We start from the raw sequence: 15777 nt of genomic DNA on the forward strand, positions 1-15777 counted from the left end.
TATGGATAAAGAAATAACGAATATAAATGGTCAGACGGGAGGGAATATCCCGGATGGCTTGCCAATCCCTAGCCGTTATTGGGCGATCCTAGCGATTGGGCTTGGTGTTACCGTGTCGGTGTTGGATGGGGCGATCGCAAACGTGGCTTTACCTACGATTGCCGGCGATCTCCATACGAGTCCGTCTGCTTCTATATGGGTGGTGAACGCTTATCAGTTGGCGATCACGATTTCTTTGCTGTCGTTATCGTCGATGGGAGAGATCTGGGGGTATCGGAAGGTGTATACGATCGGGTTGCTGTTATTTAGCTGTACCTCTTTGGCCTGCGCTTTATCCGATTCCTTGTTTACGCTGATTATCGCCCGTACGCTACAAGGTTTTGGCGCCGCTGCCATAGCGAGCGTGAATACGGCCTTGATCCGTATTATTTATCCCAAACGTTTTCTGGGGCGAGGTATGGGGATTAATGCCTTGGTGGTATCCGTATCGGCCGCCGCTGGTCCTACGATAGCCGCTGGTATATTGTCCGTGGGGAACTGGCCTTGGTTGTTCGCTATAAATATCCCGATAGGTATTACCGCTTTGATATTGAGCTTTAAGTTCTTGCCGCAAAATCCGGTGAAGGCTGTCGGACGTAAGTTTGATGTTACGGCGGCACTCATGAACGCATTGACATTCGGTTTGGTGATAGCGATTATCGAGGCGTTCACGCATGATGTACATATCTCATTGATAATAGCGGCGATTGTTATCGTATTGTTCTGTGGGTATTTCTATATCCGGAGAGAGGAACGGCAGGCATATCCATTATTGCCGATAGACTTGCTGCGTATTCCTCTTTTTACCCTTTCTATCATTACGTCTGTGTTTTCTTTCATCGCTCAGATGCTGGCTATGGTCTCTTTCCCGTTTTTCTTGCAGCGGGTACTGGGACGCGATGAGGTGGCGACCGGCTTATTATTGACTCCTTGGCCTTTGGCGACAATGGTGTGCGCCCCTTTGGCCGGGATCTTGTCGGAGAAAATGAATGCCGGGGTCTTGAGTGGTATCGGGTTGATTATCTTCTCGGGAGGGTTGTTCTCGTTGGCGGAATTACCGGCGCATCCTTCCGATCTGGATATTATCTGGCGCATGGCGCTTTGCGGTTGTGGCTTCGGGTTGTTCCAGACTCCTAACAATAGCCTCATGATCGGGGCCGCTCCGGAAAGTAGGAGTGGAGGGGCTAGTGGCATGTTGGGTACGGCCCGTTTGCTGGGACAAACTTGCGGGGCTTCGCTGGTAGCCTTGATGTTTAAGTTATTTCCCGGCCATAGCATGCCCGCGGCGTTATGGCTGGGAAGTGTGTTGGCCTTGATCGGGGCGGTTATTAGTTTCTCCCGGATCAATCGTAAGGCTTGATCGGATTAGGCGAGATGCGATTTTACCTGCATTTTCGCCCGGTATCCCAGCAGGCATACAGAGCATAAGAAGCCTAATGGGTAAGCCATCCAAATCCCGGCGATACCCCAATGGAATGTGAATCCCAATAGATATCCGGCAGGTATGGCTATGATGAAATAAGCGAGAAACGAGATCCACATAATCGCTTTCACGTCGGCTAGCCCTCGTAAGGAGTTCGCTAAAATGATTTGTGCGCTGTCTCCTATTTGATAGAGCATCAATATGGGGAGTAGTGTCTTCACGATTGCGTTGACATGAAGATTATCCGTAAATATTAATCCAAGCCAGGATTGGGTCATGAATAAGGTGGTGCAGACAATACAAACGACAATAAGCCCTAGATGAAGCCCGGCAATGGTGATCTTACGCACCATATACCAGTCGTTCGCCCCTTTATAATAACTGGTACGAATCGCTACGGCGGCTCCAAGACCTAAATAGATGGTAAAACTGATCGTTGATATGGTAATGGCTATTTGATGGGCGGCAAGCTCAAGGCTACCCAGCCAACCCACCATGATGGCGGTGACGCAGAATGTTCCCGCTTCCAAGCCTTGTTGCAGACTGATCGGCCAGCCTATGGAATTCAGCCTTCTCCAACTTTGCTTATTGATACGAATATGGGTGAAACCTTTCCGGTAAGGCTTATAGTCGGTTCGCAGCATGAATACGGCGATGAAAAGCAATAGCATGATGATACGCGAGATAAAGGTGCTTATACCTGCCCCGAGCAGTCCGAGTTCCGGCATTCCGCATTTTCCGTAAATGAGGATATAGTTGCCGATGATATTCAGCAGATTCCCTGTCAATAGGACCCACATGGATATGGATGGGTTGGCTATGCCTTCCACGAATTGACGGAATGAATTATAAAGCATTACGAATATGATCGAGACTAATGAGACTGCGAAATAAGGTCTTATCAATGGCAAGAGTTCTTCGGGTTGGCCTAAAGAGTCTAGGTTTAGGTAAATCCCCAGTAAGACGGCTATCAATAATAAGGTGGTAGTCATATTGGCAACCAGACTGTTTTTGAGCCAGCCTCCGATCACGATCTTTTTATTCATCGCTAAATTCTGTCCGATCAGCGGGGTAAGATTATAGGAGAATCCGGTTCCCATTATGATAAATGCGTTTATTACATTATTGACGAACGATGCCGCCGCTAGTTCCTCCGTACTGTGTTGTCCCACCATGATGGTGTCTGCCAATCCGGTGATGATAGCCCCCAATTGTCCAATGATGATAGGTACCCCTAGCATTACTAAGGATTTATAATATTGTTTGTAACCCGCTATTCTATTGTACATATGTATTGTTCTGTTATTAATGATGGTGTAAAAATCCTTGATCGTATATGCCGGATATACGATAGAGTTGTTTTAAATGAAAATGTAAAGATAAATTAGAAGGAATAGGGTGCGGATACGGTAGAGCCTCTCGTAGTCCAATGGACGAACAAGATGCTTTTAGTCGTAAAAAAATAATATTCGAATTTACAGCTCATACCTCTTCTTTGATTTAGCGGCGCAAAATTACGTAAAATCACTGGAATCCGCAAACCTTCAAAATTACCTTTGTTTTTGGGATCGCACTTTTTTTATATCTTTACGGATATAAGATAAATGAATGATTATGGATCAGTTCGTAGAACAATTAAGGCAGGTGTCTCCTTTATCAGATGAGATCGTGGGGCAGCTGTTGGAAGAAATGAAAGAGGTTTCTTTTGCTAAGGGAGAATTATCGATTCGGGAGGGAGAAAGAGATCCGTTCGTTTGGTTCGTGAAAACCGGATTGGTCCGGGCTTTCGTGGAGCGTGAGGGGAAAGATATCTCGTTATGGTTCGCCTCAGATAGCGAGGTGATCAATTTTGTTTATCGGAATATCTCCGCCTATAATGTTCAAATGGTGGAGAATACGACATTATTGAGAATACCGAAAACGAAATTGGATTACCTATGCCGGAGCTCCCTTGAGTTGGCCAATTGGGGGTTGAAAATACAAGATTACTATCTTCGGGAATATGAGAACTATTTTATAAACGATAGTTGGATGGAAGCTCGTGAACAATATGAGTCATTGCTGAAAACCCGTCCGGACTTGATCTTGAAACTACCCTTGAAACATATCGCCTCCTATTTACAGATAACCCCACAGTCATTGAGCCGTATCCGTGCTTCCGTAAAAAAATAGGGAAAAGTCATTATTTATCATAGGGTAATTTTTCTTGTTTTCAATAGCCATATCTTCGCGTCGTTAAAAACGTGAAGTGGATAATATGAAAATGAGTGGAGAAAAGGCGATCCATCGCCAAGAGTTGGAGCGTGGTTTACTAACTCAAAAGATTTCAAGACTATTTCTGAAATATACGATACCGGGAGTAGCCGGCCTATTATTCCTCGGGATTCAGTCGGTGATCGATGGTGTGATATTAGGGCGGTTTGTCGGGGCGAACGCTTTGGCCAGCGTGAATCTGATCTTACCTTGCTATAGTTTGATGACGGCTTTGTCTATCGTGATAGGAGTAGGGTGTCAGACCTTGATCGGTATAAACCTCGGACGTTCGGATCGGCAAGAGGCGAATAACGCTATAACTACTTCGTTCTTGTTTCTTGGAGGAATATCCGTTTTGATTAGCGGGTTGATTTATATATTCGCCGGAGATATCGCCCGTATGTTAGGTGCGAATGACGTATTGGTTACGGGAGCCGTGGACTATATTCGTTCCCTTGTCCCGTTTTTCCCTTTATTATCATTGATGTTCTTAGGAGATTATATGATTAAGGCGATGGGGCATCCGCTTTATGCCATGATCGTAATGGGAAGTACGGTGTTGATTAATATCGGTCTGGATCTTTTGTTTATCCCGGTAATGGGTTTAGGGATTAAGGGGGCGGGATTGGCTACAGGTTTGGCCTTTACCTTGGGAGCGCTGTTCAATATTCCCCGGATGTTCCAGCGAGGGCAAGTCGTAGCGGTACAAAGAGGACGTTTCCGTTGGCCTTTGGTCTGGAATGCGTTATACAATGGCTCTTCGGAAGGAATATCCGAGCTATCTGCCGGAATCACGATTTTTTTGTTCAATATAACGATGATGCGATATTTAGGAGAGGATGGAGTCGCCGCCTTTACGGCGATTAACTATATCTTGTTTATCGCCACCACGGTATTCTTAGGGATATCCGATGGAATTATACCGATTATCAGTTATAATTTCGGGGCGGGAAGATTGGACCGGATCGAGAAAGTGCTGAGATTAGCAGGGCGTGTTAATTTTATGATAGGTATAACGTTATTCGCCATCTTATTCTTTTTCGGGCAACAGATCACGTCCTTTTTCTTTAAGGGAGGAGAGGCTTTGGACGCTTTGGCGATCGCTAATTACGGCATAACGATTTATTGCTTCACCTTCTTGATGAGTGGGCTGAATATATTGGCCTCCAGTTATTTCACGGCTATCGGCAACGCTAAGCTGTCGGTTGTTATCTCTATGCTGCGTAGCTTGGTATTCGTAACCTTTGGTATTATCGTTTATCCTTCTTTATTCGGCATCCAAAGTATTTGGTATAATGTACCGGTGGCGGAATTGTGTACGTTATTTATCTCCTTTATGTTGGTAAGGAGAGAACTTTTAAAAGAGGCCGTGCTGAAAAATTAATCAGCACAACCTTCTTAATTTCTTATTCGATATTCTTCCGTATCTTGGTCAGATACTCTTTCATCTTCTCGGAATCCTTATCCTTGATGATTTCTTGCAGGATATGCAATTCCTCTTGTATCCGCTCGATTTGGCGAGGGGTACGGGGGTTGAAAAGGATCTCGGTCAATAGAAAATCGTCCTCGGACAAAAGGCCGCGGGCGATTTTCATATGGCGTTTGAAAGTGGTACCCGGGGCATCCTGATGCTTCATCGTAGCGGCAAATACCATAGTGGAGGCGAATGGGATACCTAGTGAGTAGGCTACCACTTTATCGTGCTCCTCGAACGTGTATTCGCAGATATGCAAGCGGAGGCTGGAATAAATATCCTTGAAGAATATCTTGCCCAGATGATCGCCCTCGGAGATAATAATCGTATTCTCTTTCTCCAGTTGTCCCAGATTAGCGAATGTAGGTCCGAACATCGGGTGAGTGGAGACATACGGGAAACCGCATGTCTCATAAAACTCCTTCAAATAAGTCTTCACGGAAGCGATATCGGAAATAATGCAATATGGCTGCAAGTAAGGCATTACGGCCTTGAAAGCCTCTATCGTGTAACTTAACGTCACGCAGTTGATGACCAACTCGGGATTGAAATCCTTAACCTCTTCCGGGCTTTGTAGGCGAAGGGCGTTATAGATAAAACGCATACGTTTCGGATCTTTCTCCAATACGGCTACCTCATGATCAAAACTAAGCAGGTCGGTGAAGAAAGAACCCATCTTTCCTGCGCCTAAAATCAATATTTTCATCTTATAAATTATTGTTCGTTCATGATAATCATTTGCTGGCGCACGGATTCCTCATGGATCTCCTTCAAGATCTCCTTTACAAAGTCCGGGCTCAGGTCCATTTGCTCACCCATGCAGGAGCGTTTCTCTAAGATCTCGCTGTAGCGGGGAGACTGTAAGATCGGCATATTGTGCTCTTTCTTATAAACGCCGATCTCCTTGGAGATACGCATACGTTTAGCCAAAAGCTCCAATAATTGCTCGTCGATACCATCGATCTGGCGGCGAAGAGCGGTCAGGTTCTCGGTAGTCTGGTTTACGTCACGGATCACCAATAGGTTCAATACGTAATCCAATACATCCGGGGTGATTTGCTGGGAAGCGTCGCTCCATGCGCAATCCGGGTTACAATGAGACTCTACGATCAAGCCGTCGAAACTCAAGTCCATCGCTTGCTGGCAAAGTGGGGCTACCAACTCACGCTTACCACCAATGTGACTAGGATCACAGAAAATAGGCAGGTCCGGCATACGGCGGCGAAGCTCGATAGGAATATGCCACAACGGAAGGTTACGGTAGATTTTCTTGTCGTATGAGCTGAAACCTCTATGGATAGCACCCAAACGATGAATGCCCGCTCCGTACAAACGCTCGAACGCTCCGATCCATAACTCCAAGTCCGGGTTAACCGGGTTCTTGATCAATACAGGTACATCAACCCCTTTTAACGCATCGGCGATCTCTTGGACAGCGAATGGATTTACCGTCGTACGTGCTCCGATCCAAAGGATATCGATACCGGCTTTCAATGCCTCGAATACATGATCTTTAGTCGCTACCTCGGTAGATACCAGCATACCGGTCTCTTTTTTCACTTTCTTCAACCAAGCCAATCCCTCGGCTCCGATGCCCTCGAATCCACCCGGTTTCGTACGAGGCTTCCAAATACCCGCACGGAATATCTTAACGCCTCTGGAGGCTAATCCTTGGGCTGTTTCTAACACTTGCTCTTCTGTCTCGGCGCTACAAGGGCCTGCGATTACGATAGGACGTTGTGTGTCAACTCCCGGTAATGCTAACGGTTCAATCTTCATTTCCATCTTTGTGATCTATATTTTAATTTTCAATTTTCAGTTATAAATTCTCAATTCTCTTCAAGGCTTCTTCTAAAGTCTCGTTCTTGCAGCAAAGGGAGATACGGATATAACGCTCGCCACGGCTACCGAAGATAAATCCCGGCGTAAGGAATACGTTTGCCTCGTATAGCACCTTGTTGGCGATTGCCTCGCCGCTCTCGGCGGAGTCGGGGATACGTCCCCAAAGGAACATACCTACTTGGTTCTCGTCGTACTCGCATCCCAAGGTACGCATGATTTGTCCGGCAAGGTCCCGGCGGCTACGATAGACACGGTTCATGTTGTCGTACCACTCTTTCTTCGCGCTTAGGGCCTCCACCGCCGCATATTGCATCGGCTTGAACTGCCCGGAGTCGATATTGCTTTTTACCTTCAGTATCCATTGGACGAATTGGGCGTTGGAAGCCAGCATCGCCATACGCCAACCCGGCATATTATGAGCCTTACTCATGGAGTTCATCTCGATGCAGATCTCTTTGGCTCCCGGTATGCTTAAGATACTTAGCGGATGCTCATTCAAGATGAAGCTATAGGGGTTATCATTACATATAATAATACCGTGCTTCCGGCCGAAGGCCACTAGCTTCTCGTATAGCTCTACGCTAGCGTTCGCCCCTGTGGGCATATTCGGGTAATTGGTCCACATCAGCTTTACGTTGGAGAGATCCATTTTCTCCAGTTCCTCGAAATCCGGTTGCCATCCCAGTTCCTCTTTCAGCTCGTAAGGGATCAAACGGGCCTCTACCAGTTTGCTGACGGAACTATATGTCGGATATCCCGGGTTCGGAACCAGTACGCCATCCCCCGGATTCAAGAATGCCAGCGAGATATGCAAGATACCTTCTTTGGAGCCGATGAGCGGTTGGATCTCTGTTTTCGGGTCCAAGTCTACGTTATACCACGTCTTGTACCAGTCGGCGAATCCCTTACGCAGTTCCGGTATGCCCACGTACGGCTGATAACCGTGCTCGTTCGCTTTGCGGGCATGTTCACACAACGTCTCGATGGTCTGTTCCGAAGGTGGAAGGTCGGGGCTGCCCACGCCAAGGTTAATGACGTTCTTGCCTGCGGCGTTCATCTCGGCTACTTCCTTCAGTTTCTTGGAGAAGTAGTATTCCTGTACGCTACCTACACGGTTAGCGGGTGTAATGTTACACACTTTGTCTTCCTTCTGCATATTCGCCTAATATTTTTAAGTCTTTTGTTAACGGTCTGATAGCGTCCAATGCTTGTTTGTAACGGGTAAAATCCGTGAAAGTAAGGTCGATGTAGAACAAGTATTCCCATTCACGCCCGATAATAGGCAAGGACTGTATTTTAGAAAGATTCATGTCGTAAAAAGAGAGAACGGAGAGGACTTTGGAAAGGCTGCCGGAGGTGTGGGGAAGAGCGAATACGAGAGAGGATTTGTTTTTATCGGTTCCTCGAAGCATCTCATCCGCCGTCCAGCGGTCCGCTATAGCGAGGAAGCGGGTGAAATTCCGTTTGTTAGTCTCGATCCCCTCGGCAAGGACTTCCATCTTGTAGATCTGGGCAGCCAGTTTCCCGCATATCGCCGCATGTCCTTTCAGTTGGTTTTCCGAGATCCACCGGGCACTCATGGCGGTATCTTCTTTCTCTACCACCTTGGCGTTGGGCAGAGTATCGAGGAAATCGGTACATTGCATCAACGCTATCGGATGGGAGTTGACCTCTGTTACCTCGTGTATCGAGGTTCCCGGAAGCGCTACCAAGGAATGGGAGATACGTAGCTTATACTCGCCGGTGACGCTCAGCCCGCTTTCACGGATCAGCTCATGGTTTTGAAGGAGGCTTCCCGCTATCGTATTCTCGATGGCCATCATGCCTAGTACGGACGGGTCTTTCTTGATCGTCGTGATAACATCCCGAAACGTATTGCAAGGGATGATTTCTATTTCTTCACCTTCATGATAATTACGGGCGGCGATGTCGTGATACGAACCGGCTATTCCCTGTATTGCTACTTTCTTTTTCATCTTGTTTCTCTATTTTTACTCTAAACTGTTACAAACAAAAAAAGTCCCACCGAAACCGGCAGGACTTTATATTTTATTGATATTTATATTCAATCATCAACGCTTTACATACAAACTCCTGCCTTTACTCTGCTAAAGTAAAAGTAATAAAAGTAATATGTAAAGCTAAATCGATTCATTGTCTGTTTGTTTTTAAATACGCAGCAAAAGTAACGCTTTTTTGGAAACTACAAGCAAAAAGTGATATTTTTTTTCTGTTACATTTAAATTTTATCTTAACTGTTTCTGAACTTCTGTGGAGATACGCCTACGTACCGTTTAAAGTACTTACCGAAAAAGGATACATTCGGGAAGTTCAAGGAGTAAGATATCTCTTGGATAGTCAAGTCCGTAGCCATCAATTGCGATTTTGCGTCCATGATTATCATATCGGCTATGATATCGGATACGGAACGTCCTGTCTTTTGCTTGATGATCATGCAGAGGTGCTGGGGAGAAATACTTAGTTGGCTGGCATAAAAAGCCGTTTGCCGCTTTGAGGTATAATTCTTCATCACCAGTTGGATGAATTTCTTGTGGATCTCGTCGCTACGGGTCGTTATCTTGTTAGGCCATGATTTCCCTTGATACAAATCGCTGATCCCATGGATCATGGTAAGCAGGATATGTTTCACCATCTCCCTGTTTATGGATTTCTCTTTCGCTTGTACCCGCTCTAGCAAATGGAAATAATCGTTAATGAAGTCCGCCCGGTCCTCACTCAGTGATATGATCGGATTCTCGTAGATAGTAGGTAAGGCGCTCATCGTAGACTTTATCATGTTCACGCAGTCCATGAACTCGGATGAGAATCCTATAAAGGAAAGGCGGAAACTCTCTTTCTGCTCACAGAACTGAATAATGCTTCCCGGCATCAAGGTGATGAAATCATTCGGTTTCAACGTGTACTCCGTCAAGTTGATGGAAGCCCGTAAATTTCCTTCAACGCATAACACGAAAATACCTGCTTTTAACCGGCAAGTCTGCTTGTAAAAGTTTAAGATTGCCTCGGTAATGTCGTTTCCTACGACATAATCCCGGGGCAAATCTAATTGTGGTAAGTTTGCGTTCATCCGTTAATTTATTAATGATTGAACACAAAAATAATAAAAGTGGTGTTGACTTACTGGATAATTTAAAAATAGACCAATTAATCCTTGAATCAGACTTATTCCGCTTGTGCTTCCTTATTCCGTTTATGCAAGCTTTTCAGTTCGAAGGATAGCATGACACGGAATATACCTATTATTAATAAGGCATAAGCGATCATGTAAACCAACGTGAAAGCACCTAGGGCGGGTTGCCAGATAACACCGATGGAGCAAAGGATAGCCAAGATACCGAAGACCATGTACCAACCCCAGTTCCGTGTGCCGTATCGTTTCAGGTCCATCGAATAACCGGTAGCCGAGAAGCCTCTGAACATAAGCCAGAATGCCAAGACAAACGGAAGCACCTCCATGCTAAGTCCCGGGCTTGCCATCAAGAATATACCTAAGATCAAGTCGATAATACCTCCGGCCAAATACCATCCCCAACTGCTGATACCCTTTTTGTTCGCCAAGGCGAAAGCGATCTCGAACAAGCCGCTTACGAACATAGAGACGCTGAATAAGATACTAAGCGCTACGTAGCTCGCCAATGGCGCGAACATTAAATAAATAGCGACGATGATGTAAAGCAGTCCGACCAATAGTGATAACCACCAATTCTTGACCGCATAATCCATTTTATCAATAAATGTTTTCATATTGGATAATATTTGTATTGTAATTACCCAATTAACAAAGGGAAGGAAGAAAAAGTTCTGGGTATTTGTGGCTAGGATATCCTTAAAAACTTTGTCCTTTGGAAATTAATTCTTTTCTTTGACGTTTCAAATCAATATAGGTATATAAGTACGAGGATTATGATGAAAAATTTGATAGCGATAACTTGTTTTGTCGTGGCGTTGGTGTCTTGTAATAAGGTGGAACATAAGCTGGAAGGGAAATGGCAATTGAAAACCGTAGAGGCGAATGGGGTGGTCCAGACGGTGGATACGGTTTGGTATAACTTCCAGACCTCTTTGTTCGAGTACCAATTATATGACCCGGCAAAGGACGTATATCGTACGAATTTCGGTTATAAGACGTTGGAGGGAGATACGAGACTGGATCTGGAGTTGGTCAACTATGGAGGTACGCCTTTGGAACAATTCATGCGTTATACGGATTGGACCTCACCTAAACAAACTTTCACGATCGAGCAGTCATCTGTGACGAATCTGGTAATGAGCTGCGAAGGAAGAACGTATACGTTTAAGAAATTCTAAGATATCATGTGCTGTTTGATCTCAGTCCCTCATAAGGAGTACTCCAGTACTCCCGAGGAAGTACTGCGATACTCTTTGCGGAGTACTGGAGTACTTCTTACGAAGTACTCTCAGCGATGTTAGATCATGCGATCAAATCCGCTTCTATAGCTTGCGCCACCTTGATTAAATCGGCGGGGGCTATCTGTATCTGCAAGCCTCGTTGTCCGGCGCTTACATAGATCTTATCGAAGCCGGATGCCGTAGGATGGATATACGTAGGGAAATGCTTTTTCATGCCGATAGGCGAGCATCCTCCCCGGATATAACCGGTAAGCGGTAACAACTCTTTCACGGGGATCATCTCACATTTCTTGTTCCCGGATACCTTGGCCGCCTTTTTCAAGTCCACCTCGTCCGCTCCGGGGATCACGCATACGAAATAACCGCTCTTATCGCCATGTAAGATCAAGGTCTTGAATACTTGGGCGATATCTTCCCCTAGCTGCTCCGCTACATGCGTAGCGCTCAGATCATTCTCGTCTACTTCATAAGGCACGAGCTGGTAGGCGATCTTAGCCTTGTCCAGCAGGCGCGCCACGTTTGTCTTATTAATCTTCTCTTTCATCATTTAGATCCCTTTCATGGATAATTGAACACGTTTTCTGGATAGGTCTACGCTTAGAACCTTCACCTTGACATGCTGATGGATGGAGACCACTTGGGTAGGATCGCTTACGAAACGATCCGCCAGCTCGGAGATATGGACAAGCCCGTTTTCCTTGATTCCTACATCGACGAAACAACCGAAGTTGGTGATGTTGGTCACGATACCGGGCAATACTTGTCCTTCTTTCAAATCCTCGATCGTTTTCACCGTGGGATCGAACGCGAATACTTGGATCGTTTGGCGGGGATCACGGCCCGGTTTATCCAGTTCCTCCATGATATCAAGCAAGGTAGGCATCCCGACCTTATCCGTAAGGTAGTCCGTTAGTTTTAGTTTCTTTTTAAGCGCTTTGTCGGTGATCAGGTCGGCTACCGAGCATTTTAGGTCCTTGGCCATCCGTTCGACGATCGGGTAGCTCTCGGGGTGTACGGCCGAGTTATCCAACGGATTCTTTCCGTCGGGTATCCGTAGGAATCCGGCGCTTTGCTCGAAAGCCTTCTCTCCCATACGGGGGACTTTCATCAGTTCTTTCCGGGAAGTGAAGGGTCCGTGCTCCGCCCGGTAATTCACGATGTTTTGCGCTAACGTAGGGCCTAATCCCGAGATGTAAGTCAGCAAATGCTTGCTCGCCGTATTCACGTTTACACCTACTAAATTCACGCAACTCTCCACGGTTTGATCCAGACTCTTTTTCAAGGCGTTTTGCTCTACGTCATGCTGGTATTGGCCGACACCGATACTCTTCGGGTCGATCTTGACCAACTCGGCCAAAGGGTCCATCAGCCGGCGACCGATGCTGACAGCTCCGCGTACCGTGACGTCGTATTCGGGAAACTCCTCCCTAGCGATCTTGGACGCGGAGTAGATAGAGGCTCCGTTTTCGCTGACTACGAACACTTGTACCTTGCGGTCGTATCGTATATTCGTGATGAACTGCTCAGTCTCACGACTGGCGGTACCATTACCGATGGCAATGGCATCTATGGCGTAAGTGGCTACTAACTGGGCGACCTTAGCGGCGGCTTTGCCCTTCTCGTTCTGGGGCGGATGCGGGAAGATCGCCTCGTTATGCAGTAAATTCCCCTGCGCATCCAGACAGACCAACTTACATCCGGTACGGTATCCGGGGTCTACGCCTAATACCCGTTTTTGTCCCAAGGGAGGAGCGAGCAGCAATTGCCGGAGGTTCTCGGCAAATACCCGGATCGCCTCCTCATCGGCTTTCGCCTTGCTCTGGTTGGAGAACTCCGTCTCGATAGAGGGTTTCAGCAGGCGTTTGAAAGAATCGTCGACAGCTGTAGCCACTTGCTCGGAAACCTCTCCACGACCTTTTACGAAGCGCCGGTTCAAGCGATCCAGACAAGATTCCGCGTCGGGAGAGATACTTACACGAAGGATACCTTCCGCCTCTCCCCGTCGGAGAGCCAATAAGCGATGGGAACTGGCCCGGTTCAAAGGCTCGCTGAAATCAAAGTAATCCCGGTATTTGGCGCCTTCCTCTTCTTTCCCCTTGATCACTTTGGATGTGATCATGGCGGTATGAGCGAAAGAGTTACGTACGGTATTACGTGCCGATTCGTTCTCGTTGATCCATTCGGCGATAATGTCCCGTGCCCCTTGCAAGGCTTCTTCGGCGTTTTTCACTTCCCCCTTGATAAAACTCTTGATGCGTGCGGATAGGTTATTCTCGTTTTGCATCATAACGATCTTAGCCAAGGGCTCCAGTCCTTTCCGGCGTGCGATCTCCGCCTTGGTGACCCGTTTCGGTTTGTAAGGGAGATATAAATCCTCGATCTCGGTGCTATCCCAAGACTCCTCGATGCGTTTCCGGAGCTCGGGAGTAAGTTTTCCTTGCTCTTCTATCGTGGCGAGGATCGTTTCCTTTCGTTTGCTCAGTTCCGTCAGTTTATCCAGTTGATCTTTGATGGCACCGATTTGCACCTCGTCTAATCCTCCGGTCACCTCTTTCCGGTAACGACTTATAAAAGGTATGGTAGCGCCTTCGTTCAAGAGCCCGATTGTCCGTTCCACTTGTCCTTCCGGAATTTGTAGAAAACGGGCTATAAGCGTGTGAAATACGTTTATCATATCTAGTTTTCTTAGAATTGGAGTACAAATATACGGTTTTGCTTATATTTTCGGTCGGGATACTCACTTCTTGGGCTTATTATTTGTATCTTTCATTAATTTTCAAGAATTTTACGGCCTGAATATTCAAGCCTTTGATTAAAAAAATCAACATGGAAGTTAATACTACGGAGAACAAAACTTTGGAACAGGATTATAGGGATTTAGCAGGATTGTTATCTAATATCGTGGACTCGTTGCCCATCTACTTTTTCGTGAAGGATACGGGTGATAATTTCAGGTACGTGTACTCCAGCCCTTTGATGAACCAACTTTACGGACGATATCATAATGATGTGGTCGGGAAAACAGATTTTGACCTATTTCTAGATCCGGTCGTCGCCCAATCTTTCAGGGATATGGACGAGGAGGTGGTGAAAACGGGTAAGATGCAGCGTTTCGTGGAGCAAATGATCGATCCGAAAGGTATCTTGCGTACTATGGATACGATGAAACTGCTAGCGCCCCGTGAGGATAAGCCTCCTTATTTAGTAGGGATTTCATGGGATATTACAAAGCAAAGGCAGGTCGAGGAGGAGTTGCATAGTTATAATAAGCGCTTGGCGCTCGCTTGTCAAGCGGGTAAGATCTACCCGTGGCTTTGGGATCTGGTAAACGGTACGGCGGAGCTTTCCTTGGAAGAAAACGGCCAGATCAAGCATGTGCAGATCACCCACGCTAGTTTTACGGAGAAGATCCATCCGGATTACCGGAAGGTCTATGAGAATATTACAACCGCTTTCATGCGGGGCGAGATCGATTCCATGCGATTCAGTTTCCCTTGTCGTTATTTCTCGGATGAGTATGTATGGCTGGAGAAGATCGGTGAGGTCTATGAGGCCGATCCGGATGGCAAGCCGATCCGCTCGATCGGAATCCTTCGGGATATGACCGTCGATAAACGGCACGAGGCGGATGTGCAGGCCAAGCGTTTGGCGGAAGAGAGCGACCGGATGAAGTCCGCTTTTATCGCTAACATGAGCCATGAGATACGTACCCCTTTAAATGCCATCGTCGGCTTTTCCACCTTATTGGCGGAGAGTGACGATGAGGAGGAAAAAAAGGAATATCTGAGGATCATAGAGAGTAGCAATGAGTTTTTGTTGCAGTTGATCGGTGATATCTTGGATATCTCTAAGATCGAGTCCGGAAAGATGGAGTTTATTTATACGACCCTGCGTTTGAGTGAGATATTCGCTCCCCAGCAGCAAGCTTTCGCCTTGAGAGTGGCCCCGGATGTAAAGGTTATCTTTGAGTCGGACGGTAATGACTATTGTATTGTGTCGGAGAAGACCCGTTTGACTCAGGTTTTGACCAATTTCCTTTCCAACGCCGTGAAGTTCACCAGCTCGGGTTCTATACGGTTTGGTTATCGTTTGACCGATGATGGTATCTATGTCTACGTAACGGATACGGGTATGGGAATCAGTAAGGAGTCTCAAGCGAGCATATTCAATCGTTTCGTGAAATTGAACAGCTTTAAGCAAGGAACAGGATTAGGGCTTTCTATCTGCAAGACGATAATTGAGAAGTTGAAAGGTAAAATCGGGGTTGAGTCGGAGGAGGGAAAGGGCTCTACATTCTGGTTTACGATACCTTGCCAACCGATGAAAGTGAAATAAGACATTCAAGTTTGGTTGG

General features: G+C 46.4%; 14 protein-coding genes. 5 read left to right on the forward strand and 9 right to left on the reverse strand.

The features are described 5' to 3' along the window. The first annotated feature begins 1 nt into the window (after position 1). The gene (locus CI959_RS16000) at positions 2 to 1399 is read left to right on the forward strand and encodes an MFS transporter (RefSeq protein WP_005856339.1); all 1398 of its coding nucleotides are present in this window, start codon (positions 2 to 4) and stop codon (positions 1397 to 1399) included. A 5-nt stretch (positions 1400 to 1404) separates the two neighbouring features. Here the strand turns inward: CI959_RS16000 and CI959_RS16005 are convergent, their stop codons facing one another. Further along, positions 1405 to 2751: an MATE family efflux transporter gene (locus tag CI959_RS16005; protein WP_011966430.1), complete on the reverse strand. Its 1347-nt coding sequence runs from the start codon at positions 2749 to 2751 to the stop codon at positions 1405 to 1407. A 319-nt stretch (positions 2752 to 3070) separates the two neighbouring features. Here CI959_RS16005 and CI959_RS16010 point away from each other — a divergent pair, with 319 nt between their 5' ends. Both CI959_RS16010 and CI959_RS16015 read left to right on the forward strand, forming a co-directional pair. Further along, positions 3071 to 3634: a Crp/Fnr family transcriptional regulator gene (locus CI959_RS16010; protein ID WP_008780459.1), complete on the forward strand. Its 564-nt coding sequence runs from the start codon at positions 3071 to 3073 to the stop codon at positions 3632 to 3634. 85 nt (positions 3635 to 3719) lie between these two features. Beyond that, positions 3720 to 5099, forward strand: a complete 1380-nt coding sequence (locus CI959_RS16015) for an MATE family efflux transporter (RefSeq protein ID WP_034527476.1) — start codon at positions 3720 to 3722, stop codon at positions 5097 to 5099. A 22-nt stretch (positions 5100 to 5121) separates the two neighbouring features. Here CI959_RS16015 and CI959_RS16020 read toward each other — a convergent pair whose 3' ends face one another. The 6 genes from CI959_RS16020 to CI959_RS16045 form a co-directional block, all read right to left on the reverse strand. Then, positions 5122 to 5895, reverse strand: coding sequence for a prephenate dehydrogenase/arogenate dehydrogenase family protein (locus CI959_RS16020; protein WP_005856360.1), 774 nt, complete (start codon positions 5893 to 5895; stop codon positions 5122 to 5124). Positions 5896 to 5903: 8 nt separating this feature from the next. After that, the gene (locus tag CI959_RS16025) at positions 5904 to 6974 is read right to left on the reverse strand and encodes a bifunctional 3-deoxy-7-phosphoheptulonate synthase/chorismate mutase type II (RefSeq protein WP_005856362.1); all 1071 of its coding nucleotides are present in this window, start codon (positions 6972 to 6974) and stop codon (positions 5904 to 5906) included. A 34-nt stretch (positions 6975 to 7008) separates the two neighbouring features. Beyond that, positions 7009 to 8187 carry a pyridoxal phosphate-dependent aminotransferase gene (locus tag CI959_RS16030; protein ID WP_008780461.1) on the reverse strand — a complete coding sequence of 393 codons (1179 nt, stop codon included), beginning with the start codon at positions 8185 to 8187 and terminating at the stop codon, positions 7009 to 7011. Then, on the reverse strand, positions 8162 to 9007 hold the full coding sequence (locus CI959_RS16035; protein ID WP_008771907.1) for a prephenate dehydratase: 846 nt from the start codon (positions 9005 to 9007) through the stop codon (positions 8162 to 8164). The genes CI959_RS16030 and CI959_RS16035 overlap by 26 nt, the downstream gene beginning before the upstream one ends. A gap of 275 nt (positions 9008 to 9282) precedes the next feature. Then, positions 9283 to 10119 (reverse strand): AraC family transcriptional regulator, encoded by an 837-nt coding sequence (locus CI959_RS16040; RefSeq protein WP_005856373.1) that lies wholly within the window; start codon positions 10117 to 10119, stop codon positions 9283 to 9285. 95 nt (positions 10120 to 10214) lie between these two features. Next, positions 10215 to 10796, reverse strand: coding sequence for an HdeD family acid-resistance protein (locus tag CI959_RS16045; RefSeq protein WP_005856375.1), 582 nt, complete (start codon positions 10794 to 10796; stop codon positions 10215 to 10217). Positions 10797 to 10955: 159 nt separating this feature from the next. On the opposite strand from CI959_RS16045, the gene CI959_RS16050 reads away from it, so the two are divergent. Continuing rightward, on the forward strand, positions 10956 to 11360 hold the full coding sequence (locus tag CI959_RS16050; protein WP_008771908.1) for a lipocalin-like domain-containing protein: 405 nt from the start codon (positions 10956 to 10958) through the stop codon (positions 11358 to 11360). A 124-nt stretch (positions 11361 to 11484) separates the two neighbouring features. Here the strand turns inward: CI959_RS16050 and ybaK are convergent, their stop codons facing one another. Then, entirely contained in the window at positions 11485 to 11967 is a 483-nt protein-coding gene (gene ybaK, locus CI959_RS16055) for a Cys-tRNA(Pro) deacylase (RefSeq protein ID WP_005856380.1), read from the reverse strand. A 3-nt stretch (positions 11968 to 11970) separates the two neighbouring features. Next, on the reverse strand, positions 11971 to 14097 hold the full coding sequence (locus CI959_RS16060; protein WP_057317349.1) for a Tex family protein: 2127 nt from the start codon (positions 14095 to 14097) through the stop codon (positions 11971 to 11973). 152 nt (positions 14098 to 14249) lie between these two features. Here CI959_RS16060 and CI959_RS16065 point away from each other — a divergent pair, with 152 nt between their 5' ends. Continuing rightward, entirely contained in the window at positions 14250 to 15758 is a 1509-nt protein-coding gene (locus tag CI959_RS16065; RefSeq protein ID WP_005856384.1) for an ATP-binding protein, read from the forward strand. Positions 15759 to 15777: the final 19 nt, after the last annotated feature.

It is taken from the genome of Parabacteroides sp. AT13 (assembly GCF_002272965.1).
GTDB lineage: Bacteria > Bacteroidota > Bacteroidia > Bacteroidales > Tannerellaceae > Parabacteroides > Parabacteroides distasonis.